The organism is Duganella caerulea, from assembly GCF_040362985.1.
Lineage (GTDB): Bacteria > Pseudomonadota > Gammaproteobacteria > Burkholderiales > Burkholderiaceae_D > Rugamonas > Rugamonas vulcania.
In genome coordinates, this window is the sequence record NZ_BPWJ01000002.1 from 208,976 (window position 1) to 232,439 (window position 23,464).

A 23,464-nucleotide genomic window follows, 5' to 3' on the forward strand; every position below is an offset into this window, starting at 1 on the left:
AGGCTTTCGGCAGAATGGTTCTTTTCGCATTGCAGCACGGGCCGCCGGGGCGTTTTGGCAGTCCTGAGCGGTTTGCCTCACCAAGACAGGATTTTATTTTGCGACCGATTCAAAAATCGAACAAATTAGCGGAAGTCTGCTACGAGATCCGCGGCCCGGTGCCGGAAAAAGCCCGGCAAATGGAAGAAGAAGGCCACAAGATCACGAAGTTGAATATTGGCAACTTAGCCGTGTTCGGTTTCGATCCGCCGGATGAAATCGTCCAGGACATGAAAATCAACCTGCCGAACGCGGCGGGCTACACCGATTCCAAGGGCATGTTCGCGCCGCGCAAGGCCGTGGTGCACTACACCCAGGGCAAGAATATTCCCGGCGTGACCATCGAGGACGTCTACCTGGGCAACGGCGCGTCCGAGCTGATCGTCATGTCGATGAACGCGCTGCTCAACACCGGCGACGAGGTGCTGGTGCCGGCGCCCGACTATCCGCTGTGGACCGCCGCGGTGTCGCTGTCGGGCGGCACGCCGGTGCACTATGTGTGCGACGAGATGCAGGACTGGTTCCCGGACATCGAGGACATGCGCCGCAAGATCAATTCCAACACGCGCGCCATCGTCGTCATCAACCCGAACAATCCGACCGGCGCGCTGTACCCGGTCGAGCTGCTGCTGCAGATCATCGAACTGGCGCGCCAGCACCAGCTGATCATCTACGCCGACGAAATCTACGACAAGGTGCTGTACGACGGCGCCGAGCACGTCTCGATCGCCTCGCTGGCCGACGACGTGCTGTTCGTCACCTTCAACGGCCTGTCGAAGAACTATCGCGCCTGCGGCTACCGCGCCGGCTGGATGGTGGTGTCGGGCGAAAAAAATCATGCGAAAGACTACATCGAAGGCCTGAACATGCTGGCCTCGATGCGCCTGTGCGCCAACGCGCCGGGCCAGTTTGCGATCCAGACCGCGCTTGGCGGCTACCAGTCCATCCAGGACCTGGTGGGGCCGGGCGGACGCCTGCTCAAGCAGCGCGACCTGGCGCACAAGCTGCTCACCGATATTCCAGGCGTAACGTGCGTCAAGCCGAAAGCTGCGCTGTATATGTTCCCACGCCTCGATCCGAAGATCTACCCGATCTCGGACGACCAGCAGTTCGCTTACGAGCTGCTGGCCGAAACCAAAGTGCTGATCGTCCAGGGCAGCGGCTTCAACTGGATCGCGCCGGATCACTTCCGCGTCGTGTTCCTGCCGAACTCGGACGACATGACGGAAGCCTTCGGCCGTATCGCCAAGTTCATGGAAGGCTACCGGAAACGTCACGGCGCCAGCTTCTAACAAACAATAGAAACGATTTATATGAAACCCATCAAAGTAGGTTTGCTCGGCGTCGGTAACGTCGGCGGCGGCACGTTCGACGTGTTGGCGCGCAATCAGGAAGAAATCCGCCGCCGTGCCGGCCGCGGCATCGAAATCGTCGCCGTCTCGGCCCGCAACCTGGAGCGCGCCAAGCAGCGCACCGGCGGCAAGGTCAAGGTGGTGGCCGATCCATTCGACATCGTCAACGATCCCGAAGTCGATATCGTCGTCGAACTGATCGGCGGCTACGACCAGGCCAAGGCGCTGGTGCTGCAAGCCATCGCCAACGGCAAGCACGTGGTCACCGCCAACAAGGCGCTGCTGGCCGTGCATGGCAACGAAATCTTCGCCGCGGCGCAAGCCAAGGGCGTGATGGTCGCGTTCGAAGCGGCCGTGGCCGGCGGCATCCCCATCATCAAGGCGCTGCGCGAAGGTTTGACCGCCAACCGCATCGAATGGTTCGCCGGCATCATCAACGGCACCACCAACTTCATCCTGTCCGAGATGCGCGACAAGGGCCTGGACTTCGGCACCGTGCTCAAGCAAGCGCAGGAGCTGGGCTACGCCGAAGCCGACCCGACCTTCGACATCGAAGGCGTGGACGCGGCGCACAAGGCCACCATCATGTCGGCCATCGCGTTCGGCATTCCGGTGCAGTTCGACAAGGCTTACGTTGAGGGCATCTCCAAGCTCAACGCCATCGACATCCGCTACGCCGAGCAGCTTGGCTACCGCATCAAGCTGCTGGGCATCGCCAAGCGCGCCAAGGTCAACGGCGTGGAAGGCGTGGAGCTGCGCGTGCATCCGACGCTGATCCCGTCGAAGCGCCTGATCGCCAACGTCGAAGGCGCGATGAACGCCGTGCTGGTGCAGGGCGACGCCGTCGGCGCCACGCTGTACTACGGCAAAGGCGCAGGTTCCGAGCCTACCGCATCGGCCGTGATCGCCGACCTGGTCGACATCACCCGCCTGGCCACGGCCGACGCCGAGCATCGCGTGCCGCACCTGGCGTTCCAGCCGAACGCGATGACCGATATCGAGATTTTGCCGATGTCGGAAATCACCACCAGCTACTACCTGCGCATGAACGTCAGCGACCAGCCGGGCGTGCTGGCCGACCTGACCCGCATCCTGGCCGACGCCACCATCTCCATCGACGCGATGATGCAGAAGGAACCGGCGGAAGGCGAGACCCGCACCGACATCATCTTCCTGACGCACCAGACGCAGGAGAAGAACGTCATGGCGGCCATCGCCAAGATCGAAGGCCTGGCCACCGTCTGCGGCCAAGTCACCAAGATCCGCCTGGAAAACCTGAGCTAAAAAAAACCGGACGGCGCCTACGTGCGCTGTCCGGTAAAGGGTTTCTCCTATTTACTCGGGGTTGCTTCTACTGCTTACTTCGATGCGACGGTCAGTTCGCTCTTGACTTCTTTGACGCCAGGCACGGCCGAGGCTACCTGGATCGCTTTGGTGCCGATGTCGGTGCTCGCCACCGAACCACTCAACACAACCACGCCGTCAGTGGTGGTCACGCCGATTTGCTTTTGATCTGCCAGGGAAGCCTTGATCTTGCTGGTGATGGCTTCGTCATTGGTGGCGGCGCCAGCTTTGGCGGCGCCGGCCATGGCGGCATCGGTTTGGCCAGCAGCAAATGCGGTGCCGGTCGCGGCAGCGGCGGTCAGGGTTGCGGCAACCATCAGGCGGGCGATCAGTTTGGTAGTCATCATGATTTGCTTCCTTTGTTCAAGTTTAGGGGTGAAACGTCAGTGACGTTATCCTCTCCTTTGCAAAGGCCGTGCCAGCTATAATAAATCAATTTAAATCAAAGACTTATATCGAATTTTCCCACTGGAAATCGAATCGGTATGGCATTCCCGGCCATATTGCCTCGATTTTGTCGGGAAATGGCGACAGGTCGTTGCCGCAATTTTGTAAGTGATTGATTTATAGCGTTTTATTCCTGTCGCTCAGCAGCGACAGCGGCACCGTCGCTGCGAAACAGGCTGGCGTCCAGGTCGTGCTTTTGCAGCAGGCGGTAGAACTCGGTACGGTTGCGTTCGGCCAGGCGGGCGGCGTCGGCCACGTTGCCGTCCGTGAGTTTCAGCAGCTGGACCAGGTAGTTGCGCTCGAAGCGCTGCTTGGCCTCGGTGTAGCTCAGTACTTCCAGCGACGGCACCCGCAGCGCGCGCTGCACCAGCGACAGCGGCACCAGCGGCGCGGTCGCCAGCGCGCACACATGCTCGACCACGTTGTACAGCTGGCGCACGTTGCCCGGCCAGGCCGCCGTGGTCAGGGCCTCCAGTGCGCCGGGCGCGTAGCCGCGCACCGTCTTGCCGTACTTGGCGGCCAGCGTTTGCAGGAACTGGGTCGCCATCGGCGCGATGTCCTCGCGGCGCTGCGACAGTGGCGGCAAGGTCAGCGTGATGACGTTCAGGCGGTAGTACAGGTCTTCGCGGAACTGGCCTTCGTGCATGGCCGCGTCGAGGTCGCGGTGCGTGGCCGACAGGATGCGCACGTCCACCGGCCGCGCGACGTCGGAGCCGAGCTGGCGCACCACGCGCTCCTGCAGCACGCGCAGCAGCTTTACTTGCAGCAGCAGCGGCATGTCGCCGATCTCGTCGAGGAATAGCGTGCCGCCGTCGGCCGCCTGCAGCAGGCCCTCGCGGCTGGACACGGCGCCGGTGTAGGCGCCCTTGATGTGGCCGAACAGTTCGGATTCCAGCAGCGCCTCGGGAATCGCGCCGCAGTTGACGGCGATGAACGGCGCCTTGCTGCGCCGGCTGGCACGGTGGATGGCGTTGGCCAGCAGCTCCTTGCCGGTGCCGCTTTCGCCGCGGATCAGGATGCTGGCGTCCGAGGCCGCCACCAGCCGCGCTTCGGCCAGCAGTTCGTCCATGCACTGGCTGCGGCTGATCAGGCCGGCACGCCAGGCGTGGTCGCCGCTGGCGGGGCCGGCCTCGGGCGCGGACAGGCTCAGCGCCTGCACGATGCGCTCGAGCAGCGTCTTGGCGTCGAACGGCTTGGTCAGGTAGGCGAAGGCGCCCAGCGTGGTGGCCTCGACCGCGTCCGGGATGGTGCCGTGCGCGGTCAGCAGGATCACCGGCAGGGCAGGGTAGCTGCTGCGGATCTCCTGGAACAGCGACATGCCGTCGCGGTCCGGCAGGCGGATGTCGGTGATGACCAGGCGCGGCAGCTCGATCGACAGCCGCGCCAGCGCCGCCTCCGCGCTACCGACCGCCGTCACGCGATAGCCGTTGGCGCTCAGGCGCATCGACAGCAGGCGCAGCAGGTCGGCGTCGTCGTCCACCAGCAGCAGGTGCGCGCCCTGGCCGGCGGCGGCGCTGCGCGGGGCGCCGTTGTCGCCGGCGCGGGTCAGCGTGCCGGGTTCGCGGGCGGTGGCCGCCTCGGCACTTGCTCTCGCCGTGGGTTGCGTTGCCACCGCCTCGGCGAGGGCTCCGGCCGTGCCGAGCGCTGCCGCGTCGGCCGGTTCGTGGCCGGCCATCAGGCGTTCACGCGGGCCGTTCATTTGATCACCGCCTGCGGGCCCGGCGCCGGACGGGCCGGCAGCGTGCGCTCGATGGTCTTCAAGCCTTCCAGCATCTCGTTGAGCTGGTCGATGCGGCGCTGGCTGTCCTTTTGCTGGATGGCCAGCTTGTCGGCGTGCTCGGCCAGCCGGCGCGTCTCCGCGCAATTGCTGGACAATAGCTGCGCCAGCGCCTTGAACGGTTGCGCCTCGGTCTCGGTGGCGGTGGCCACGCTGTCGAGCAGCGCCTGCGCGCGCGCCAGGTCGCCGCTGCCGCGCGTGAGCATCAGCACCATGCCCATCTGGACCGCCACGCGCGGGCTGCGCTGTTGCAGGCCCAGCCCGCTCAACTCCTTGAGCATGTCGCCCTGCGTCATCTTGCGCAGCTGCTGGTGGTAGCTGAGCAGCGGACCGACCTCATCGGGCGGCGGTGGCGGCGGCAGTTCGACGATGGCCGGTGGCGGCGGCAGCGTCACTTCGGCCGGCGTGGGCAGCGGCGGCCGGGGTTGGGTCAGCGTGCAGCCGGCCAGCGACAAGCTGAGCAGCAGCAACAGCAAAGGGGAATTGCGTTTCATCAGATTTGTTCCGAGAAGCCTCGTCCTTCAGGGCGAGGAATGAAAGGAACCGACTCCGCAGGAGTCGATGCAAGGGAATAAAACACGGAACTCATGCGTTCCGCAGTGGTCAAACAAGTATGAAAATTGTTTATCGATATCGCGTCAAATCCCTGACCGGCCTGCTGAATCAGCAAGCGCGGGCGGTTAATTTCGTCTGGAACTACTGTAACGACAGGCAAAAGGATGCGTTGCGCTTCGGTCGACGCTGGCACACGGGATTTGACCTGATCAAGCTGACCACCGGCTGCTCCAAGGAGCTTGGTCTGCATTCGGGCACGATCAACGACGTCTGTCAGCGCTACGCCACCTCGCGCGCCATGTCGCATCGGCCTTACTTGCGCTATCGCGGCCGCAAGGCAATGGGCTGGGTACCGTTGAAGGGGCGTGAACTCAAGCGTGAAGGCAAGGCCTTCCGGTTCGCCGGCCGCACGTTTCGTGTGTTTTACTCGCGCCCTCTGCCGGAAGGGAAAATCCTCGATGGCACCAACTTTTCGCGTGATCGGCGCGGCAACTGGTTTCTTAACATTGTCGTCGAGGTGGAACCGGCACCGGTCCGCGCCCCCGTGCGCGGGGTCGGCATCGATCTGGGCCTGAAGATGCTGGCGACATTGAGCGACGGCAGCGCCATCGAGGCGCCTCGCTTTTACCGGGAAGCCGAGGCGGCGCTGGCGTGTGCCCAGCGCGCGCGAAAAAAGCGACGGATCAAGGCTATCCACGCCAAGATCGCCAACCGCAGGTTCAATTTCCTGCACACCCATACTAGCGCGATCATCGCCGCCTTCGACTATATCGTGGTCGGCAACGTTAACGCGCAGGGCCTCGCCAAAACCAGCATGGCGAAGTCGGTCTACGATGCCGGCTGGTCGTCCTTCCGTACACAACTGGCGTACAAGGCTGTTAAGCATGGCGCCTGGTTCGAGGAAGTCGACGAACGTTTCACCACCCAGGTCTGCTCGTGCTGTGGCGCATTGCCCGACACGAGGCCGAAGGGTATCGCAGACCTTGGAGTAAGAGAGTGGTGCTGTAGCGATTGCGGTGCTGTACATGATCGTGATCTCAATGCTGCGGTCAATATTCTCCGTCGCGGACGTGCGACGCTAGCGGTAGGAATCTCCGCTCTTTAGGGCGGAGAGGACGTCAAAAGGCAGTTCGATCCGGAAGTGCGCGCCCTGGTCGGAGGGCAGCAGTTGCAAGGCGCCGCCGTGGGCGGCGACGTATTCGTAGACGATGGACAGGCCGATGCCGTTGCCCCGGCGCGCGCCGGCAGGCTGGCGCGTGCCCTGGTAAAACGGTTCGAAGATGCGGGCGGCGTCGTCCGGCGCCACGCCCGGCCCTTGGTCGAGGCAGTCGAGCAGCAGCTTGCCGTCGGCCTCGGCGATGCGGAACGTCACCTGCCCGTCGCGCGGGCTGAAGCGCACCGCGTTCGACAGCAGGTTGCCGATGGCGACCGCCATCTTCTCGGCATCGACCGCGATGGGACGGGCGCGTCCTTCGATGGCGACGCTCAGCCCGGCGGCCTGCCATTGCAGGCGCTGCGTGGCCACGGCCTGCGCCAGCAGCGCCGCCATGTCGGCCGGCTCGCGTTGCAGGCGGTGGGCGTCGAAGGTGGCGGCGTTGTAGCGCAGCAGCGCCTCGATCTGCGATTGCAGCGCCGCCGTGTTCTGGTTGAGGATGCCGGCGATCTCGCGCTGGTTGGGCGACAGCGCGCCGGCCACGCCATCCTCCAGCAGCGCCACGCCTTCGCGCAGCGCGGCCAGCGGCGTCTTCAGCTCGTGCGAGATGTGGCGCAGGAAGCGGGCCTTGTCCTCCTCCAGGTCCGACAGCCGCTGGCGCAGCCAGTTCAGCTGCTGGCCCACGTGCTGCAGGTCGCTCGGGCCGCGCACGGCGATGGGCTGGTCGTAGCGGTTCTCGCCGAGCCGGTCGATGGCCGATTCGATCTGCGCCAGCGGGCGCGACAGCCACAGCCCGAAGCCGCTCGCCAGCAGCGCGGCCAGCACGATGGAGGCGATCACCTGGCCCTTGAGCACGCCGCGCCGCTGGTCCAGCTCGGTGAGCAGCTCGCCGTTGCGGCGGTCGACTTCCTGCTTGACCTCGTCGGCCAGTTCGGCGTTCACGGCCGGCAGCGGCGCCAGCACTTTTTCCAGCGCCTGCTGGCGCGCGCTTGAGCGCGGACGGGCCGGCGCCTGCAACAGCTCCCACGCCTGCTCGCCGGCGTGGCGCCAGCGCTCGAAGGTGCTGGGCGGGGCGTAGGGCAGGGCTGCGGCCACCGCGTCCAGCGCCGCGCGCGCCTCGCGCCAAGCGTCGGCGTAACGCTTGCGGAAGGCGGGGTCGTCCAGCACGAGGAACTGGCGCGCGCTGCGCGTCATCGCCACGCTGCGCTCGGCCAGTTGCTGGGTGTTTTCGGTCAGTGCCAGGGCATGGCGTCCGCTGTCGCGGCTGTGGGCGGCGAGCCGGTCTAGCGTCCACAGCGCGTGCAGCGAAGCGGCGCTCAGCAGCACGGCGATCAACAGGAAGACGCCCAGCAGCAGCTGGCGAAACGAAAGTTTCGTAAGCATCGTCGTTAAATAGTCTCTATATTGGCTGAATGATATGGCGAAAGCGTCCCTACAGCCTGTTCGATTGGTTGCGTTGTTGTCCTGCACGGAGCGGAAATTTTATGTTGCGCATGGCAACACTCTTCGATTACGCTGATTTAACTTTTAGGGGGTGTCATGGCTAGTCTTCTGCGTCGTTTGTCGATCCAGCAAAAACTAATGCTCAGCATGGCGGCCTGCCTGCTGCTGTTCCTGGCGATCTCGGCGACGCTGAGCGTGGTCATGACGGGCAACAGCATCCGCGAGCGGGTGGTGAACCAGGAGCTGCCGGCCGAGGTGGGCGAGATCCGCAACGATATCCTGCGCCAGATCGGCGAACCGCTGGCGGCCACGCTGTCGGTCGGCGCCAACACCTTCCTGCTGGACTGGGAAAAAGCCGGCCTGCCCGACAGCGGCCTGCCGGCGTGGACCGCGTACGCGGCCAGCATCCGCAAGAGCGCCAAGGCGGCGGCGGTGTCGTGGGTCTCGGCCAGCACCGGCAAGTACTTCGACGACAAGGGCTACAACCGCACGCTGGACAAGGGCGCGGCGGCCGACCAGTGGTTCTATGGCTTCCTCGCCAGCGGCAAGCCGTACTCGCTGAACCTGGACAAGGAACCGGGCGCCAGCACCTACAACGTCTTCATCAACACGCGCTTCGATACCGGCGACGGCAAGATCGGCGTGGCCAGCCTGGGCCTGGCGGTCAACAAGCTGGCCGAGAACATCCGCAGCTACAAGGTCGGCGAGTCCGGCTTCGTGTACCTGGTGCGGCCGAACGGCATGCTGATCGTGCACCACGATACCGCGCTGGCGGACGGGCAGCACTTCATGAAGGACCTGCCGGGCTTCAATGCCGAGCTGAGCACCAAGCTGCTCGGCGGCCAGAACTACACCAGCGCCGCGTACTCGGCGCCGGGCGGCAAGCGCCTGGTGGCATCCTCGTTTGTGCCGGAGTTGAATATGTACGTGATCGCCGAAGTGCCGGAGTCCGAAGTGCTGGGCGCGGTCACGCGTTCGGTGACGATCTCGGCGCTGGTGGGCGGGCTGGTGGGCGGCGGCATCGGCCTGTTCGTGGTGTATCTGGTCAGCCGCGCGATCGCCGCGCCGGTGGCGCGCGCCGCGCAGATGCTGGGCGAGATCGCCGACGGCAATGGCGACCTGAGCCGCCGCATGACGGTCGAGAGCGAGGACGAGGTCGGTGCGCTGGCCGATGGCTTCAATCGCTTCGTGTCGTCGCTGAACGCCACGATACGCAAGGTGCGCGACAGCACGGAGACCATCGCCACCGCGTCCAGCGAGATCGCCAGCGGCAACCTGGACCTGTCGGCGCGCACAGAGGCGCAGGCGTCCAGCCTGGAGGAGACCGCCTCCGCGATGGAGCAATTGACGGCCACCGTGACGCAGAACGCGGAGAGCGCCAAACAGGCCAACCAGCTGGTGCAGTCGGCCTCCGGCTACGCGACCGAGGGTGGCGAGGTGGTGGGGCGCGTGGTGCAGACCATGGTGTCGATCAAGGACAGCTCGCGCAAGATCGTCGACATCATCGGCGTGATCGATGGCATCGCGTTCCAGACCAACATCCTGGCCTTGAACGCGGCGGTGGAAGCGGCGCGCGCGGGCGAGCAGGGACGAGGGTTCGCGGTGGTGGCGTCCGAGGTGCGCAACCTGGCGCAGCGCTCGGCAGGCGCGGCCAAGGAGATCAAGGAACTGATCGGCGACTCGGTGACCAAGGTCGACGCCGGCAGTGTGCTGGTCGATGAAGCGGGCGCCACGATGAGCAAGATCGTATCGTCGGTGGAGCAGGTGACCAGCATCATGGGCGAGATCGTCGCGGCCAGCCACGAGCAGAGCGAAGGCATCGCGCAGGTCAACCTGGCGGTGACTGAGATCGACAGCACTACGCAGCAGAATGCCGCGCTGGTGGAGGAGGCCGCAGCAGCAGCGGGCTCCTTGCAGGAGCAGGCCGCCAACCTGGCCGAGGTGGTCAGCGTGTTCAAGCTGGAGGATGCGCCGCGCGCGGGTGCCGGCCGCCTGGCGTTGCGTTAGACGCAGTCTACGTGCCGTGTGTGGACACCTGATCAAGAATGAATGCGAGCCGCTGGTCGACCGACACCTTGGGAAGCACGCACGTCGTATAGCCAGCCTGCACATATGACGCCAGGGTCGGCTCGAACGAACGCGCGGCCCGCGCAAAGGGCGCTTGCCGCCATTGATCGCAGACGTAAATCTCGGGCCAGGGTTCCGCCACGAAGACGGTATTCGCGTAGCGGCGCGCGTTCGCTTCCGCGACATATGCGGGATCGATGTCCAGGCCTAGCAGCTGCATATGCCCTATACACTCGGGGATGCCGCGATCAAAAAACACGGGTGGGGGCAGGGACTTCGCCGCGTCGTAGGCTCTGATATTTCGCTCCATGACCGCATCCATAAAAGCCTGCAAGTTGGTCTTTGGAAGTAGTGTTCCTCCCAACCTTTCCTGTTCATGAACGATTGAAAGCGCGGCCTCAGTCACGACTGAAAAGCCTTGTTCGCCAAGCGCGTTCAGCAGAGTCGACTTGCCGGCACCAGAGGCGCCGGTGATGACATAAAACTTTTCGCAGCCCGTCAAGATTGATCCTTTGCGTTGCGCTCTCGCAGCATCAGCAACTGCAGGACGGACAGGCCGCAGGTCGCTGTCAGCAAGGCGATCGACATCGGCTGCATGAACGCTTCTGCGCCGAAGGCGAAGAACGCCGAATGAATCGCAACGGTGAGAAATCCGAGGAAAATCATCAGCTGGTAGCAGCGTAGCGCATGGCCGGAATTGGCGCGGACCTGGCCTTGGGCAAGCAGCACCAGGGCGATGATTGGCAAGTTCAGGAGCAGATTGATCTGATTGCCTCCGGGGATGCGGAAGAGCTCCCACTCATGCCAGTAAGCGGCGTCAATCTGATGGGTGACGAGTACAGCGGCATTCAACAAGAAGACGGCTTGCATGCGCGGGCTTAACGGCATTGGGTTCCTCAACATCCGGGGCGGAATACGAAGCTTACTCTGCTTCGCCAATATTGAACTTGGGAGCTCAGGCTTGTGCAGTTGCTGCGTATTCTACATTGGCCGCGATAGAGCAACGTTAGAGGCACCGTGCGCGGCGGTGAACATGGCGACGGCCGACCGGCAATAGGATTCGATTTCGTTGGCGTCCTCTGCTCTCGCTTCATCGAAACGTGCGATAAGCAGAAGATCAGATCCTTTAAAAAGCGCGGCAAACAAACGAGCGGATCGGAGGGGATCGGGCACGTTCAGCCCCCCCTTCGCGTGCAACTGACGCAACAGGGCCTCGATTTGGGCGACGACATGAGCCGGCCCGGCTTCGTAATGGAGCTTGCTTAACGACTTTTGGTTCGTCTTGTCGGCCAGGACCATGGCTTCGACACTGCGGACGTCCGGGCTCAACAACGTACGAAGCAGGGATGATCCCACCGCCATGAGCTGATCTTCGGCCGAACCGTCGACACCTTCAACAAGGACCTGTGATGCAAACGGTTGGCAGTGGGCCACCATGGCCGCGCTGAACAGAGCTTCCTTGTTCTCGAAGTGTCGATAGATGCTTAGCTTGGATATCTTCGCCTGCTGGGCGACTTTGTCCATGGTCGTCGCTTGAAAACCCAATTCCACAAAGAGTTCGCAGGCGGCGTCGACTATCGTTTGGCGAAGCGCCTCGTTGGCGGGCCGACCGCGCCGGCCCTGACTAATTTTGGTCATGATAATTCCAGTACTTGACAGTATTCAAATTCATAAATTATGATACCATCTAGTACTAGAAATGCACAAGCCAGCCGCAGCCCAGCCCTCATCCACAACTTGGAGCCCATTACCATGAATGACGTCATCATTATCGGAGGCAGCTTTGCCGGCCTCGCCGCCGCCCTGCAGCTTGGCCGTGCCCGCCGCAAGGTCGTTGTTCTCGATACCTGCCGGCCGCGCAACCGCTTTGCCGGCCATTCCCATGGCGTGCTCGGTCATGATCACAAGCCGCCGCTGGATATTCTGGATGAAGCGCGGAAGCAGCTGGCGCGCTATCCAACGATCAGACTGGTCAATGCCGGCGCCGAGAGCGTGTCTGGCGCAATCGACGATTTTTGCGTCGTCACGGACGATAACGAACAGCTAAAGGCACGCCGCCTGATCCTGAGCTATGGCGTTGTTGACAAAATGCCTGACGTTCCGGGTTTTGCCGAGAACTGGGGCACATCCGTCATCCCATGTCCTTATTGCGACGGCTTCGAAGTTGCTGACCAGCATTGGGGTCTCGTCTGGTCTGGCCCGCAGTCGATGAATCAGGTCAGGCTGTTTCACGATTGGACCGACAGCTTGACTGTCTTCGGCGATGGTCACGACATTCCCCCCGACATACGGGCCGATCTGGCGGGGCGCCAGGTAGCTCTCGTTGATGGTCGCATCACCGAAATCGAACGTCGCGGGAGCCATGGTGCCACCATCAAGATCGATACCGGCCCTGATGTCGCAGTCAATGTCCTGTTCGCGCATCCGCGTACCAGGCCGTCCGCAAGCCTTCATGACGCACTCGGCCTCGCCACGATCAATACGCCAACCGGCATCGCCCTCAAGACCGACGAGCGTCGCGAAACCAGCATGCCAGGCATCTACGCCGCCGGTGACCTTGCCAACCCCGGCATCCCCTCGGTCACCACGGCAACGTGGCAGGGCGTTATGGCGGGTATCTTCGCTCAGCAGTCGATGCTCACTTGAGTGCAAGCAGCCTCGGTCACCCCAGTTCAATTTCACAATAGACAGGAGCGCCAGCATGGCCGCTATAAAACTATTCAAACCTCTGGACGAGAAATTTCCGTTTGACCGCCAACTCGGTATCGCGGCCGCGCCTCTCGTGCTCATCAACCTCTTCACGGTCGCCGATCCCGCCGACGAAGCTGGCTTCCTTGACGCTTTCAAGACGGCTGCCGAGATCATGACGAAGCAACCGGGCTTCATTTCCATGCAACTGCATCGAGCGATCGGCGATAGCCCGACTTACCTGAACTATGTTGTGTGGGAATCCACCGAGGCGGTCGGCGCCGCCTTCATCGATCCCGAGTTCCTCGCGAAACTTCCAGCATATCCTTCATCCGTCGTGGCCAGCCCGCACCTGTTCCAGAAGTTCGCCGTCCCTGGCTTCTGCACGGCCTGACTCCGGAGATATGGCAAGGCGCGACGGCAGCTTAGTGAAGAATCATCAGAACGAGGATATGTCATGGCAAAGCAAAATGCTGATCAGGTCGGCGATTGGAATGATCAAAGCGGCGAGCGCTGGGTCGCCAACCAAGCCCGGCTCGATGCCATAGTGGCGGTGTTTGGTGAGGCCGCGATCGAAGCCGCCGCTCCTGTGGCGGGCGAGCGGGTGCTGGACGTCGGATGCGGCGCCGGCGCGTCGAGTCTGGCTCTGGCTGCCCGCGTCGGCGCGGGAGGGCAAGTGCTAGGCGTGGACATATCCGCACCGCTGATCGGCCGAGCGCGCGCGCTTGCATCACCGGATACGCCAGTGCTTTATCGGGTGGCCGACGCTAGCAACGCCGATCTGTCCGAGGGCGCGTTCGACATTCTGTTCTCGCGTTTCGGCGTGATGTTCTTCGACGATCCGACGGCGGCGTTCGCCCATATGCGACGCGCGCTGCGGCCGGGCGGACGGGTCGCTTTCGTCTGCTGGCGCGGCGCTGCCGAGAACGATTGGGTGCGCCTGCCGATGGGAGCGATCAAAGGCATCCTCCCGCCGAGCGTGCTGCCTGATCCCGATGCGCCCGGTCCATTCTCGTTTGGCGACCAGGGGCGCGTGGCACGCATCCTGACGGTGGCCGGCTTCACCGATATCGCTATCGCGCCGTTCGATGCTTCCGTCCCGTTTGGCGAGGGAGGGACGCGGGACGCTGCGCTCGACGACGCGGTGAAAATGACGCTCGAGGTTGGCCCGCTGTCGCGATCACTCGCTGATAAGCCTGACGACATCCGCGCGCGCGCCTCGGCTGCGGTTCGTGTCGCCTTCGCGGGCCTCCCCGGAGAACGATCGGTGATGATCAACGGCGCGGCGTGGATCGTCACGGCACGCAACCCGCCCATCTGAGCGGCCAGGGGCCGTGCTGAGAAGGCGAGCCGACGTTGGCAGACTCGGCACAAAGTGCCCTTATTGGCCGACTGCTGCCGCCGCGTATCTGGAAGGTAAACCTGGGTGACCTCAATGTTTGTTTTCCCGACATGCATCGCCGTACGCTTCGGCATACGGTTTGTCGAAACAATTCTCCAGCCCCTCCACAACCTCAATGTTTATTGGCCAGCGAAGCTTTTTCTTTGAGCCGTCAGCAAAATCTAATTCCATGTAGCCATTAACAACCGGCGGTATGTCCGCACCCAGTGGTGGCGGGACCGCAGCAAGTTTTGATTTTACCTGCCCTAGCGCTGCCCTATCCCTACTGAGGAAAGCTACGGTTGCGTCGACGTATAGATTCCATCCGGCCTTGTCTTCCTCAGGCGTTTTGTACGCTCGCTTCATCAGGGCGATAGCTTCCGGATACTGTCCATCCTGGGCCCGCACCTGGGCCTCGTGCCAAAACAGCAAACTCGACTCTATGTGATGCGCTTCCCGATAGTCGTGCAGCACGTCGGCTGCAACGCGGGCGCACCCCGGTATTGACGACAGCTGTCGCCATCCTCCAGACATGTCTTGGTCAAATTGGTTTTCGTCCAAAGCGAGAAGACGCGCGCGATCATACGCACATTTTTTTGGAGGGGCCTCGTGTGCGCTCACCAGGTTGCAAGAAATTACGAGGGCACACGAAAGTAAAATATTCAGAATTCGCATTGTGATTTCAAAGGAATGCGCCGTCGTGGAATAGCCGGCCGTGATACGATTGATTGCATTTATTGTAATCGATCGAGCTGGCGCCGCTGTGCCTTTTCCTGTCGCCGCAGAGCCGCATTCACGAAATTCGACCAAGATGAGACTTCTCCCTTCACTGTCAGCGTTGCTGGCAGCCGCAGCAGTCGCGAGTTCGCCCGTTCACTGCGCCGAACTGGTGGTTGGCGCTCCCTCGGAACTCTCCGATTGCGTCGAAGCCCTGTCGTCGGCTTTCCTGTCCGGCGACAAGAGCGACCGTCTGCGCTTCGTCATTGCGCCGAGTGCCAGCCTGTATGAAAAAATCGGGGCGGGTGAGCCGATCGACGTCTACATGTCTTCCCACATGGGCCTCCAAGCCCAGATGCTGTCGGATGGGAAGATGGTCTACAACAGTTGGACAATGTACGCGACCGGCCGGCTCGTGCTGTGGACCGCGGACAAACGCTTCGATGTGGCAAAAGGCCTCAGCCTGCTTTCCGATCCCGCCGTGAAGAAGATCGCCACCGTTGATGCAAGCAGCGCATACCTGATGCCGACCCTGGCGGTATTCGATAGGGTCGGCCTGCTCGATAAGTCGGCGTCGCTGAGGACCGATAGCGGCTCCATGCAGGATGCGATAAAAATGGTCCAGGCAGGCAAGGCGCAAGTGGCGATCTTGTCGTATGAAACCGTCCTTGCTTCAGCCATGAGAGGCATCGGGAAGTACTACCTGATCCCCGAGAGTTTCTACAAGGATGCCTTGCCCGGCCACGCCGCCGTCGTGACTGTTCACGGCGCGAACACTCCCTTGGCGTATCGGTTCATTCAATTCCTGAAGACGCCTCAGGCGCAGGCAATCCTGATCCCCAAGGGTTTCATGAAGCCGCCGCCCGGCAGCGTGGATGTGCGGTGAGCACGGAGACGAGCTCAGTCCGAACCTCCGCGATTAAACGCCAACTGGGCGGCGAACGCGCGCTGGTAGGCAGGGCGCGCTTCTCCGCGCGCGACATACGCGGCCAGGCTGGGGAATCCGTTCAGAACACCCGATGGCCGCAGCCTGAGCAGCACAGATACCATCATTAGATCGCCCGCGCTGAACGCGCCATCCAGCCATTCGTCATCCGCCAGGCGCGCGGAAAGCTGGTTCAGACGCTGGCGGATGCGATCGACGATCAGCGGCATGCGCTCCTTGCTCCATGGCTTGTCGCCCTCCAGAATTCTCGCGGTGACGAGTTCAAGGATCGGCGGCTCCACGGTGTTGAGCGCGGCGAATATCCACGTCACCGCGCGGGCCCGCGCATTGGCCTCGTCCGGCAGCAAACCCGCATGATGCGTAGCGAGATGGAAGATGATGGCGCCGGACTCGAACAGCGCCAGGTCGCCTTCCTCATAGGTCGGGATCTGGCCGAAGGGATGAAGCGCCAGATGCACGGGCTCCTTCATCGCGGCGAATGAAACCGGACGCACCTCGTAGGGCAGCCCGACTTCCTCAAGCGCCCAGCGAACGCGCGTGTCGCGGGCCAGTCCCATGCCGCCGTCGGGCGAGCGTTCAAAAGCGGTAATCGTGATGGTCATGATGGTCTCCTGTGATGGTGAATTCCTGCCTTCTCAGAGATGACGACGAACGGCATGTCGCCGAATCGACATGCCGCGCCATCTTTTTTTTTGGGAATGCTACCCGCAAAACCTGGCGGGGGCCGAACAGGCGCTGCTCCAGTGATAAGATGCACAGGTTTCCCAATGAGGCTTCCTGAGCATGTATATCGTTAATCTGACTTATCTGAAACCGCTGGCTGAACTAGAGGCGCATCTGGCCGCCCATCGCGCCTTCCTCGACGAGCAGTATGCGCGCGAGATGTTTCTGGCTTCGGGGCCCAAGAATCCGCGCGACGGCGGTGTGATACTGGCGAGTGGAAAGCTGTCCCGCGCGGAGCTGGACGGCCTGCTGGCGCTGGATCCGTTCGCGCGGAACGGGATCGCCAGCTATCAGGTGACGGAGTTCACGGCCACCAAACACCATCCGGCGCTGGCGGCCCTGCTGTAATCAGGTGGCGGGACCGACGTCCATGCCGTCGTAGGATTCGAGCTGGTGCTCTTCGGCGAACTTGTAGAACTCCTGGTTGCGGGCGTGCAGCGTGTCGGCGGTGTGCTTCTCGACTTTTTCAACGTGCAGCCACCACAGCGCCGGCGTTTCCCCTTCCGGCTCGGAGTCGTAGATGCCGACCACCTGATAGCCCTTGGCCTTCAACTGCGCCGAGGCGCTTTCGAGTTTGCTCTTGGTCGGGTCGGCGAAAAAATAGCCCCACAACAGCGGCTTGGAACTATCCCACGGCGCGTTCTGCTTCATGTCGGCAAACAGCTCGACCATGTCTTCTTTGGTGATCATGTACTTAATCCTTTTTGCGGTGATAGAACGACACGCCCACTCTCTCGATATGGGCCAGTAGTTCCGGGTTGTCGATCCGGTCGCGGATCGACAGGTCTATTTTGTACGGCAGCAGCAAGTCGTCCAGCTCGTTCTCTATTTTGAGCAGCAGCGGCATGGTCAATCCGGCGCCAGTCAGGCATAGGTCGATGTCCGAGCCGCGCCTGAAAGTGCCTTGGGCTCGCGAACCATAGAGTATCGCTTGCTCGACCTCGGAATGCGCCGAGAAGACGGTGCCGATGCTATGCACGACACTGGCCTTCAGCCCGAAAAGGATGGGCTCCAGTTCAGAGGACATAGCAAACTCCCACGGCCGTGGAAAGCAGGCCGACCATATTGATGAATGTATTTTACCGCAGCGGCGCTGGCGGGTCAGGCGCGGGAGAAGGTGACGGTGACTTTGAGGCCCTGGCCGCCGGTGGCGTCGTCCAGCGCGATGGCGGCGCCGTGCAGCGTGGCGATGTCGCGCACGATGGCCAGGCCCAGGCCCGCGCCGCCGGGATTGCGTTCCAGCGTGGCGGCGGCGCGGTAGAAGGGCGCGAAAACCCGCTCTCGCTCGCCCGGCGCGATGCCCTGGCCGCTGTCCTCCACCTCCAGCATCACGCCGCTCATGTAGGGCAGCACCCGCAGCGTCACCGTGCCGCCCTGCGGCGTATAGCGCAAGGCGTTGTCCACCAGGTTGGCGATCATCTCGTGCAGCAGCAAGGACTGGCCCTGCACCACGCATTCGCTGTCGGCCTCCAGCGCCAGGTCGATTTGCTTGGCCACCGCCGCCATCGCCATCTCCAGCCCCACCTGGCGCGCGACGTCGCGCAGCGAGACCGGCTCCGATTGGGCCACCGCGCCGTCGGCATCGCCGCCATGTTCGATGCGCGCCAGCGTCAGCAAGCGGTTGGCCAGGTTGACGGTCGAATCGGTGGTGGCGGCGATGCTGTGGACGATCTCGCGCAGCGCGGCGCGCGTGGCCTGCGGATCTGCGCCGGGCCGGTCGCATTCGCGCAGCGCCAGTTCGGCCTGGGTCTTCAACACCGTCAGCGGTGTGCGCAGCTGGTGCGAGGCGTCGGCGATGAAGCGGCGCTGGCTGCTGATCAGGATGTGCAGGCGCGAACGGGAGCTGTTCATCGCCGCCACCAGCGGCCGCACTTCCTTGTGCACCAGCGTCGGATCGACGTCGGACGGATCATTGAGGCTGCGCGTCTCCACCGCGATCTTCAGCCGCATCAGCGGCTGCAGAACCAGCCGCACCGCGAACCACACCAGCAGCGCCACCGCCAGCAGCAGCAAGGCTTGCCATGCGAGCGTATCGAACAGGATCTGGTTGGACAGGCCACGCCGCGCCTCCAGCGTTTCGCCCACCTGGATCAGCGCGATGCCGCGCATCGAGCTGTCGTACACCGGCTGCAGCAGCGCGGCGATGCGCACCGGCTGGCCGTTGTAGTTGGCGTGATAGAAGCGCACTAGCGCCGGATAGGCCTCCGAGCGCGGCACGTTGGCCGGCACCGGCGGCAGGTCGGCGTAGCCGGACACGGTCTCGCCGTTGATGCCGGTGACCTTGTAGTAGATGCGGCCCAGCGTATCGGTCTCGAAGCTGTCCAGCGCCACGTAGGGCACGTCCGCCACCACCTTGCCGTCGACGATGGAGACGCGCTCCGCCAGCGCGCGCGTGGAGGCCAGCAGCGAGCGGTCGTAGGCGACATCGGCGGCGTCCAGCGCGTTGTGGTAGACCGACAGGGTGTTCAACGCCACCAGCACCAGCAAGGGCCCCAGCAACCAGCGCAGCAACTGGCCGCGCAGGCTGCCCAGCGCAGCGCCCGGCCCGAGGCGGCGCGCCAGCCGGTACAGCCACGGCGTGCGGAGGCCTGCCCTGGTCAACGTCAGCCGCCCTTGGCGCCGCCGGCCGGCGCGGGAATGGGCGCGGGCCGCGGCTGCAGCAGGTAGCCGATGCCGCGCAGCGTGGTGATGACGGCGGCATCCGGCGCGGCGATGTCGAGCTTCTTGCGCACGCGGTGGATATACAGCTCGATCGCATCGAGGTTGGCGTCGTCCGCCAGCGCGAACACTTCGTCGAACAGCTTCTCCTTCGAAACCGCGCGGCCGGAGCGCGTGATCAGCGTCTCCAGCACCGCGTGTTCGCGCGGCGTCAGCGCCAGCGGGGTTCCGGCGTAGGTGAACATGCGCGTGACGGTGTCGAAACTGAGCGCGCCGCAGCTGTGCACCAGCGACTCGTTGCCGACACTGCGGCGCAATAGCGCTTTCACGCGCGCCTCCAGCTCGGCCAGTTCGAAGGGCTTGGCCAGGTAATCGTCGGCGCCCAGGTTCAGGCCCTGCACGCGGTCTTCCAGTCCGCCGCGCGCTGTCAGTATCAGCACGGGAGTCTGGCCGCGCGGGCCGCCGCGCGCGCGCAGGCGCTTGAGCACTTCCAATCCGTCCATGCGCGGCAAGGTCAGGTCGAGGATCACCAGCGCGTAATCCTGCGTGTGCAGCAGGGCGTCGGCGTCGGCGCCGTTGTCCGCGCATTCCACCGTCAGGTTGGCGTCACGCAGGGCTTTGGATAGCCAATGCGATAACTCGGTGTGGTCTTCAACTAACAGAATGCGCATAAATTCTTGCCAACCATATGAAATAAGTTCAGTGTAAGGCCAGAATCATGGGCGCAGCCGCCTCAAAAGGGAAGTCCCCGCCTGTTTTGTGGTGCATGGACGACAGGAATCCGTGCCGAAGTAGCAGTGAAAGGTAATTGAAAGGAAGTGACTCCTATAGTGACAGCCTGATTGCATCGATCAGGCGTCACAAATAACTATATCCCTCTGGAGACATACATGAAGAAAACCTCGTTGACCCTCGCTATCATGGCATTGGCGGCAGCCGCTGGCGGCGCCGCTCACGCCCAATCGAACGTGCAGGTTTACGGTCTGCTGGACATGGGCGTTGAATCGGCCAATAACAAATCGGCAACCGGCGGCAGCCAAACCAGCGTGATCTCGGGCGGCATGAACACTTCGCGTTGGGGCCTGCGTGGCACCGAAGACCTGGGCGGCGGCCTGAAAGCCGTCTTCAATCTGGAAGGCGGCATCCTGATGGACACCGGCGCGCAGGACGGTACGCTGTTCAAACGCCAGGCCAACGTCGGCCTGGAAGGCGCCTTCGGCCGCGTGGTCATCGGCCGCTCGTTCACCAGCGTGTACGACACCGTGATCTCCTACGATCCGATGGGCTTTGCACCTTACTACTCGTGGGCCACTTCGGGTCCCGCGACCGGCCCTAGCAAATACGGCTTCACCACGGCCTACGATAACCTGATCAAGTACGCCGGCACGGTTGGCGACTTCAAGTTCGGCGCCACCTACGGGGCCGGCGAGCAGACCACCGGAGCGCAGGACAGCGCAAAATACGGCTTCTCCGGCGCCTACCATCTGGGCGCTGCGAACCTGATGGCGACCTGGGAGCGCGCCAACGGCAACACCGTTCCCGCGACCGGCAACCGTGACAAGGGCACGGTCTGGCACCTGGGCGCGAACTACGAGAACGGTCCGGTGAAACTGTTTGGCGTGGTGCGCGACTATAAACTGGTCGCCGGCAAGGCGCTGACCGCCGACGTCGACGCCACCACCACCTGGGCCGGTATCGCCTACAAGGCCAATGCCGTCACCACGTTGACCGGCGCGGTCTACCACATCAACGTCAAGAACGTCGCCGCCGGCAAGGACGCCGATCCAACCATGTACGTGGTGCGCTATCGCTACGCACTGTCCAAGCGCACCGACCTGCATGTGTCGGCGGCCTACGTCAAGTCCAAGAACGGCCAGCTGACCGGCCTGTCGCGCGACGATGCCGGCTTCGGCACCAGCCAGCACGGCCTGGTGGTCGGCATGCAGCACCGCTTCTAAGCCGAAGAAAAGAACGCGGCATTTTTCTCCAAAAATGCCGCGTTCTGAAAGCGCTTTGAAAGCTTCACCGTTCTAAGATAACTACCAAGATGACTAAAGTTTTGCTGGCTTTGATTGCCGCGCTCTTGCTAAGCGCTGCAGCGCAGGCGGCAGGCCTGGAGTGCATCGTACCGTCCAAGCCGGGCGGCGCGATGGACCTCACCTGCAAGCTGGCGCAAAAGGGTTTGCAGGGCTTGAGCGGCACGCCGAAGCCGCCGCCGTCGGATATGCACATCAGCTATCTGCCGGGCGGGATCGGCGCGGTGGCCTGGCATTCGCTGGTGTCGCAGCGCCGCGCGGAGCCGAACACGCTGGTGGCTTTTTCGGGCGGCTCGCTGCTCAATCTGGCGCAGGGCAAGTTCGGCAAGGCCACGTCGTCCGATGTACGCTGGGTCGCGGCGCTGGGCGCCGACTACGGCATGATCGCGGTGCGCGCCGATTCGCCCTACAAGAATTTGGGGCAGCTGGTGACGGCGCTGAAGGATCATCCGGAGAAGGTGCTGATCGGCGTCTCCGGAACCATCGGCAGCCAGGACTGGCTGAAGATGGCGATGGTGGTCAAGGCCGCCGGCGTCGATCCGAAGGTGCTGCGTTTCGTGGCGCTGGAGGGCGGCGGCGAGGCCTTCGCCGCGATGCACGCCAACCTGGTGCAGGTGGTGTCCGGCGACGCCAGCGAAGCGACGCTGTACGCGGCCGGCGGCAATACCAGGGTGCTGGCGATCCTGGCCGAGCACCGCCTGCCGGGCGTGCTGGCGAATGCGCCGACGGCGCGCGAGCAGGGCATCGATGTGGTGTGGCCCATCATCCGCGGGCTTTGGATGGGGCCGCAAGTGACGGATGCGGATTATCGGCACTGGGTCGCGAGTTTCGACCGCGTGCTGGCCAGTCCGCAGTTCGCGCAAATGCGCGCGGAGTCGGGTCTGTTCCCGTTTGGGTTGACCGGCGATGCGCTGGCAGCATATGTAAAAAAGGCCGTGGACGATTACGGCAGGCGCGCCGCCGAACTCGGTCTGGTGCGCTGAACACCAATACCTATAAAACGACGGAGACAAAAATGATGTTGAAAACGACTTTGGCCGCTGCATGCGCCACCCTGTTTGCAAGCGCCGCTTTCGCACAGGTGCCGGCCGGTTATCCCGCCGACTACCAGAAGATCATCGACGGTGCCAAGAAAGAGGGCAAGCTGGTGATCTACGGCGCCACGGACAGCAAGGCCACCCAGCCGCTGATCAAGGACTTCAATGCGCTGTACCCCGGCATCACCGTCGAATACAACGACATGAACTCCACCGAGGTGTACAACCGCTTCATCTCCGAAGTGGCGGCCGGCGGCAACACCGCCGATGCCATGTGGTCGTCCGCGATGGACCTGCAAATGCGCCTGGCCTCCGACGGCTACGCGCTCAAATACAAATCGGTCGAGGCGTCCAAGATCCCCGGCTGGGCGGTGTGGGACGACCAGGCCTACGGCACCACCTTCGAGCCGGCCGCCATCGTCTACAACAAGCGCCTGATGGACGCCAAGGAAGTGCCGCAGACGCACGCCGATTTCGCCAAGCTCATTACGCAGCCGAAGTTCAAGGACAAGGTCACCACCTACGATATCGAAAAATCCGGCGTCGGCTTCATGTTCATGACCCAGGACGCGCGCGAGAATCCGAAGTTCCTGGACCTGGAAAACGCCTTCGGCGTAGCCAAGGTGCGCGTGCAGTCGTCCACCGGCACCATGATGGAGCGTATCTCGTCGGGCGAGAACCTGATCGGCTACAACGTGCTGGGCTCCTACGCGCTGGTGCGCGCCAAGACCGATCCGTCGATCGGCGTGGTGCTGCCGAAGGATTACACGCTGGTGCTGTCGCGCGTCTTCTTCATCAACAAGGCAGCCAAGAACGTCAACGCCGCCAAGCTGTGGCTGGACTACATGCTGTCGCACCGCGGCCAGACCATCATCGCCAACGACTCCAAACTGTTCGCGATCCGCGCCGACGTCACCGGCGAGACCACGTCGGCGGACCTGATCAAGCAGATCGGCAAGGACAACATCAAGCCGGTGCCGGTTCATCCTATCGTGCTGCAATTCCTGGGGCCGGCCAAGCGCATGGCCTTCCTCAAGCAGTGGAAAGAAACCGCAGGCAAGAAGTAAGCAACGTCTCACCCGCCGTAAAACCCGCCCGCTG

General features: G+C 63.2%; 25 protein-coding genes. 12 read left to right on the forward strand and 13 right to left on the reverse strand.

Annotated elements, in window-relative coordinates; genetic code table 11:
* Positions 1-98 precede the first annotated feature (98 nt).
* A complete protein-coding gene (locus ACUJB0_RS05740; RefSeq protein WP_444844385.1) occupies positions 99-1,331 on the forward strand; it encodes a pyridoxal phosphate-dependent aminotransferase in 1,233 nt (410 codons plus the stop codon).
* A 21-nt stretch (positions 1,332-1,352) separates the two neighbouring features.
* Positions 1,353-2,675, forward strand: coding sequence for a homoserine dehydrogenase (locus ACUJB0_RS05745; RefSeq protein WP_444844386.1), 1,323 nt, complete (start codon positions 1,353-1,355; stop codon positions 2,673-2,675).
* 74 nt (positions 2,676-2,749) lie between these two features.
* Here ACUJB0_RS05745 and ACUJB0_RS05750 read toward each other — a convergent pair whose 3' ends face one another.
* The 3 genes from ACUJB0_RS05750 to ACUJB0_RS05760 all read right to left on the reverse strand — a co-directional run bounded on the left by ACUJB0_RS05750 (position 2,750) and on the right by ACUJB0_RS05760 (position 5,453).
* Positions 2,750-3,082 (reverse strand): BON domain-containing protein, encoded by a 333-nt coding sequence (locus tag ACUJB0_RS05750; protein WP_161092822.1) that lies wholly within the window; start codon positions 3,080-3,082, stop codon positions 2,750-2,752.
* A 227-nt stretch (positions 3,083-3,309) separates the two neighbouring features.
* On the reverse strand, positions 3,310-4,881 hold the full coding sequence (locus ACUJB0_RS05755; protein WP_444844387.1) for a sigma 54-interacting transcriptional regulator: 1,572 nt from the start codon (positions 4,879-4,881) through the stop codon (positions 3,310-3,312).
* Positions 4,878-5,453 carry a hypothetical protein gene (locus ACUJB0_RS05760; protein WP_444844388.1) on the reverse strand — a complete coding sequence of 192 codons (576 nt, stop codon included), beginning with the start codon at positions 5,451-5,453 and terminating at the stop codon, positions 4,878-4,880. The genes ACUJB0_RS05755 and ACUJB0_RS05760 overlap by 4 nt, the downstream gene beginning before the upstream one ends.
* Positions 5,454-5,572: 119 nt before the next feature.
* Here ACUJB0_RS05760 and ACUJB0_RS05765 point away from each other — a divergent pair, with 119 nt between their 5' ends.
* Positions 5,573-6,619 carry an RNA-guided endonuclease InsQ/TnpB family protein gene (locus tag ACUJB0_RS05765; RefSeq protein ID WP_444844389.1) on the forward strand — a complete coding sequence of 349 codons (1,047 nt, stop codon included), beginning with the start codon at positions 5,573-5,575 and terminating at the stop codon, positions 6,617-6,619.
* Here ACUJB0_RS05765 and ACUJB0_RS05770 read toward each other — a convergent pair.
* Positions 6,593-8,050, reverse strand: coding sequence for a sensor histidine kinase (locus tag ACUJB0_RS05770; protein ID WP_444844390.1), 1,458 nt, complete (start codon positions 8,048-8,050; stop codon positions 6,593-6,595). The genes ACUJB0_RS05765 and ACUJB0_RS05770 overlap by 27 nt on opposite strands.
* 156 nt (positions 8,051-8,206) lie before the next feature.
* On the opposite strand from ACUJB0_RS05770, the gene ACUJB0_RS05775 reads away from it, so the two are divergent.
* Positions 8,207-10,117: a methyl-accepting chemotaxis protein gene (locus ACUJB0_RS05775; RefSeq protein WP_444844391.1), complete on the forward strand. Its 1,911-nt coding sequence runs from the start codon at positions 8,207-8,209 to the stop codon at positions 10,115-10,117.
* Between the two features lie 7 nt (positions 10,118-10,124).
* Here the strand turns inward: ACUJB0_RS05775 and ACUJB0_RS05780 are convergent, their stop codons facing one another.
* From ACUJB0_RS05780 to ACUJB0_RS05790, 3 genes are all read right to left on the reverse strand, one after another.
* Positions 10,125-10,679 (reverse strand): AAA family ATPase, encoded by a 555-nt coding sequence (locus ACUJB0_RS05780; RefSeq protein ID WP_444844392.1) that lies wholly within the window; start codon positions 10,677-10,679, stop codon positions 10,125-10,127.
* The gene (locus ACUJB0_RS05785) at positions 10,676-11,047 is read right to left on the reverse strand and encodes a DUF6713 family protein (protein ID WP_444844393.1); all 372 of its coding nucleotides are present in this window, start codon (positions 11,045-11,047) and stop codon (positions 10,676-10,678) included. The genes ACUJB0_RS05780 and ACUJB0_RS05785 overlap by 4 nt, the downstream gene beginning before the upstream one ends.
* A 111-nt stretch (positions 11,048-11,158) precedes the next feature.
* On the reverse strand, positions 11,159-11,815 hold the full coding sequence (locus tag ACUJB0_RS05790; RefSeq protein ID WP_444844394.1) for a TetR/AcrR family transcriptional regulator: 657 nt from the start codon (positions 11,813-11,815) through the stop codon (positions 11,159-11,161).
* A 114-nt stretch (positions 11,816-11,929) separates the two neighbouring features.
* Here ACUJB0_RS05790 and ACUJB0_RS05795 point away from each other — a divergent pair, with 114 nt between their 5' ends.
* From ACUJB0_RS05795 to ACUJB0_RS05805, 3 genes are all read left to right on the forward strand, one after another.
* Positions 11,930-12,823, forward strand: a complete 894-nt coding sequence (locus ACUJB0_RS05795) for an NAD(P)/FAD-dependent oxidoreductase (protein ID WP_444844395.1) — start codon at positions 11,930-11,932, stop codon at positions 12,821-12,823.
* A gap of 64 nt (positions 12,824-12,887) precedes the next feature.
* Entirely contained in the window at positions 12,888-13,259 is a 372-nt protein-coding gene (locus ACUJB0_RS05800) for an antibiotic biosynthesis monooxygenase family protein (RefSeq protein ID WP_444844953.1), read from the forward strand.
* A gap of 63 nt (positions 13,260-13,322) precedes the next feature.
* Positions 13,323-14,186 carry a class I SAM-dependent methyltransferase gene (locus ACUJB0_RS05805; protein ID WP_444844396.1) on the forward strand — a complete coding sequence of 288 codons (864 nt, stop codon included), beginning with the start codon at positions 13,323-13,325 and terminating at the stop codon, positions 14,184-14,186.
* A gap of 111 nt (positions 14,187-14,297) precedes the next feature.
* On the opposite strand, the gene ACUJB0_RS05810 is transcribed toward ACUJB0_RS05805, so the two are convergent.
* Entirely contained in the window at positions 14,298-15,056 is a 759-nt protein-coding gene (locus ACUJB0_RS05810; RefSeq protein WP_444844397.1) for a hypothetical protein, read from the reverse strand.
* A 1-nt stretch (position 15,057) separates the two neighbouring features.
* Between ACUJB0_RS05810 and modA the strand changes: the two genes are divergently transcribed.
* Complete coding sequence (gene modA, locus ACUJB0_RS05815; RefSeq protein WP_444844398.1) at positions 15,058-15,849, forward strand: molybdate ABC transporter substrate-binding protein; 792 nt, start codon at positions 15,058-15,060, stop codon at positions 15,847-15,849.
* 14 nt (positions 15,850-15,863) lie between these two features.
* Here modA and ACUJB0_RS05820 read toward each other — a convergent pair whose 3' ends face one another.
* Positions 15,864-16,511 carry a glutathione S-transferase family protein gene (locus tag ACUJB0_RS05820; RefSeq protein WP_444844399.1) on the reverse strand — a complete coding sequence of 216 codons (648 nt, stop codon included), beginning with the start codon at positions 16,509-16,511 and terminating at the stop codon, positions 15,864-15,866.
* A gap of 181 nt (positions 16,512-16,692) precedes the next feature.
* Between ACUJB0_RS05820 and ACUJB0_RS05825 the strand changes: the two genes are divergently transcribed.
* Positions 16,693-16,980: a YciI family protein gene (locus tag ACUJB0_RS05825; RefSeq protein WP_161085390.1), complete on the forward strand. Its 288-nt coding sequence runs from the start codon at positions 16,693-16,695 to the stop codon at positions 16,978-16,980.
* Here ACUJB0_RS05825 and ACUJB0_RS05830 read toward each other — a convergent pair whose 3' ends face one another.
* From ACUJB0_RS05830 to ACUJB0_RS05845, 4 genes are all read right to left on the reverse strand, one after another.
* Positions 16,981-17,322, reverse strand: a complete 342-nt coding sequence (locus ACUJB0_RS05830; protein ID WP_161085391.1) for a ribonuclease E inhibitor RraB — start codon at positions 17,320-17,322, stop codon at positions 16,981-16,983.
* 4 nt (positions 17,323-17,326) lie between these two features.
* Positions 17,327-17,659, reverse strand: a complete 333-nt coding sequence (locus tag ACUJB0_RS05835) for a nucleotidyltransferase domain-containing protein (RefSeq protein ID WP_444844400.1) — start codon at positions 17,657-17,659, stop codon at positions 17,327-17,329.
* Positions 17,660-17,733: 74 nt separating this feature from the next.
* Complete coding sequence (locus ACUJB0_RS05840) at positions 17,734-19,233, reverse strand: sensor histidine kinase (protein WP_444844401.1); 1,500 nt, start codon at positions 19,231-19,233, stop codon at positions 17,734-17,736.
* Positions 19,234-19,235: 2 nt separating this feature from the next.
* A complete protein-coding gene (locus tag ACUJB0_RS05845) occupies positions 19,236-19,961 on the reverse strand; it encodes a response regulator (protein WP_161085393.1) in 726 nt (241 codons plus the stop codon).
* Between the two features lie 219 nt (positions 19,962-20,180).
* Here ACUJB0_RS05845 and ACUJB0_RS05850 point away from each other — a divergent pair, with 219 nt between their 5' ends.
* The 3 genes from ACUJB0_RS05850 (at position 20,181) to ACUJB0_RS05860 (ending at position 23,430) form a co-directional block, all read left to right on the forward strand.
* Positions 20,181-21,248, forward strand: coding sequence for a porin (locus tag ACUJB0_RS05850; protein WP_444844402.1), 1,068 nt, complete (start codon positions 20,181-20,183; stop codon positions 21,246-21,248).
* A gap of 89 nt (positions 21,249-21,337) precedes the next feature.
* Positions 21,338-22,309, forward strand: a complete 972-nt coding sequence (locus ACUJB0_RS05855; RefSeq protein WP_444844403.1) for a Bug family tripartite tricarboxylate transporter substrate binding protein — start codon at positions 21,338-21,340, stop codon at positions 22,307-22,309.
* Positions 22,310-22,341: 32 nt separating this feature from the next.
* Positions 22,342-23,430: an ABC transporter substrate-binding protein gene (locus ACUJB0_RS05860; RefSeq protein ID WP_444844404.1), complete on the forward strand. Its 1,089-nt coding sequence runs from the start codon at positions 22,342-22,344 to the stop codon at positions 23,428-23,430.
* Positions 23,431-23,464 lie beyond the last annotated feature (34 nt).

Coding starts and splice junctions, on each gene's coding strand:
- ACUJB0_RS05745 (WP_444844386.1), top strand. CDS start 1,353: ATGAAACCCATCAAAGTAGGTTTGCTCGGCGTCGGTAACGTCGGCGGC.
- ACUJB0_RS05750 (WP_161092822.1), bottom strand. CDS start 3,082: ATGATGACTACCAAACTGATCGCCCGCCTGATGGTTGCCGCAACCCTG.
- ACUJB0_RS05755 (WP_444844387.1), bottom strand. CDS start 4,881: ATGAACGGCCCGCGTGAACGCCTGATGGCCGGCCACGAACCGGCCGAC.
- ACUJB0_RS05760 (WP_444844388.1), bottom strand. CDS start 5,453: ATGAAACGCAATTCCCCTTTGCTGTTGCTGCTGCTCAGCTTGTCGCTG.
- ACUJB0_RS05765 (WP_444844389.1), top strand. CDS start 5,573: ATGAAAATTGTTTATCGATATCGCGTCAAATCCCTGACCGGCCTGCTG.
- ACUJB0_RS05770 (WP_444844390.1), bottom strand. CDS start 8,050: ATGCTTACGAAACTTTCGTTTCGCCAGCTGCTGCTGGGCGTCTTCCTG.
- ACUJB0_RS05775 (WP_444844391.1), top strand. CDS start 8,207: ATGGCTAGTCTTCTGCGTCGTTTGTCGATCCAGCAAAAACTAATGCTC.
- ACUJB0_RS05785 (WP_444844393.1), bottom strand. CDS start 11,047: ATGCAAGCCGTCTTCTTGTTGAATGCCGCTGTACTCGTCACCCATCAG.
- ACUJB0_RS05790 (WP_444844394.1), bottom strand. CDS start 11,815: ATGACCAAAATTAGTCAGGGCCGGCGCGGTCGGCCCGCCAACGAGGCG.
- ACUJB0_RS05795 (WP_444844395.1), top strand. CDS start 11,930: ATGAATGACGTCATCATTATCGGAGGCAGCTTTGCCGGCCTCGCCGCC.
- ACUJB0_RS05805 (WP_444844396.1), top strand. CDS start 13,323: ATGGCAAAGCAAAATGCTGATCAGGTCGGCGATTGGAATGATCAAAGC.
- modA (WP_444844398.1), top strand. CDS start 15,058: ATGAGACTTCTCCCTTCACTGTCAGCGTTGCTGGCAGCCGCAGCAGTC.
- ACUJB0_RS05820 (WP_444844399.1), bottom strand. CDS start 16,511: ATGACCATCACGATTACCGCTTTTGAACGCTCGCCCGACGGCGGCATG.
- ACUJB0_RS05825 (WP_161085390.1), top strand. CDS start 16,693: ATGTATATCGTTAATCTGACTTATCTGAAACCGCTGGCTGAACTAGAG.
- ACUJB0_RS05830 (WP_161085391.1), bottom strand. CDS start 17,322: ATGATCACCAAAGAAGACATGGTCGAGCTGTTTGCCGACATGAAGCAG.
- ACUJB0_RS05835 (WP_444844400.1), bottom strand. CDS start 17,659: ATGTCCTCTGAACTGGAGCCCATCCTTTTCGGGCTGAAGGCCAGTGTC.
- ACUJB0_RS05845 (WP_161085393.1), bottom strand. CDS start 19,961: ATGCGCATTCTGTTAGTTGAAGACCACACCGAGTTATCGCATTGGCTA.
- ACUJB0_RS05850 (WP_444844402.1), top strand. CDS start 20,181: ATGAAGAAAACCTCGTTGACCCTCGCTATCATGGCATTGGCGGCAGCC.
- ACUJB0_RS05855 (WP_444844403.1), top strand. CDS start 21,338: ATGACTAAAGTTTTGCTGGCTTTGATTGCCGCGCTCTTGCTAAGCGCT.
- ACUJB0_RS05860 (WP_444844404.1), top strand. CDS start 22,342: ATGATGTTGAAAACGACTTTGGCCGCTGCATGCGCCACCCTGTTTGCA.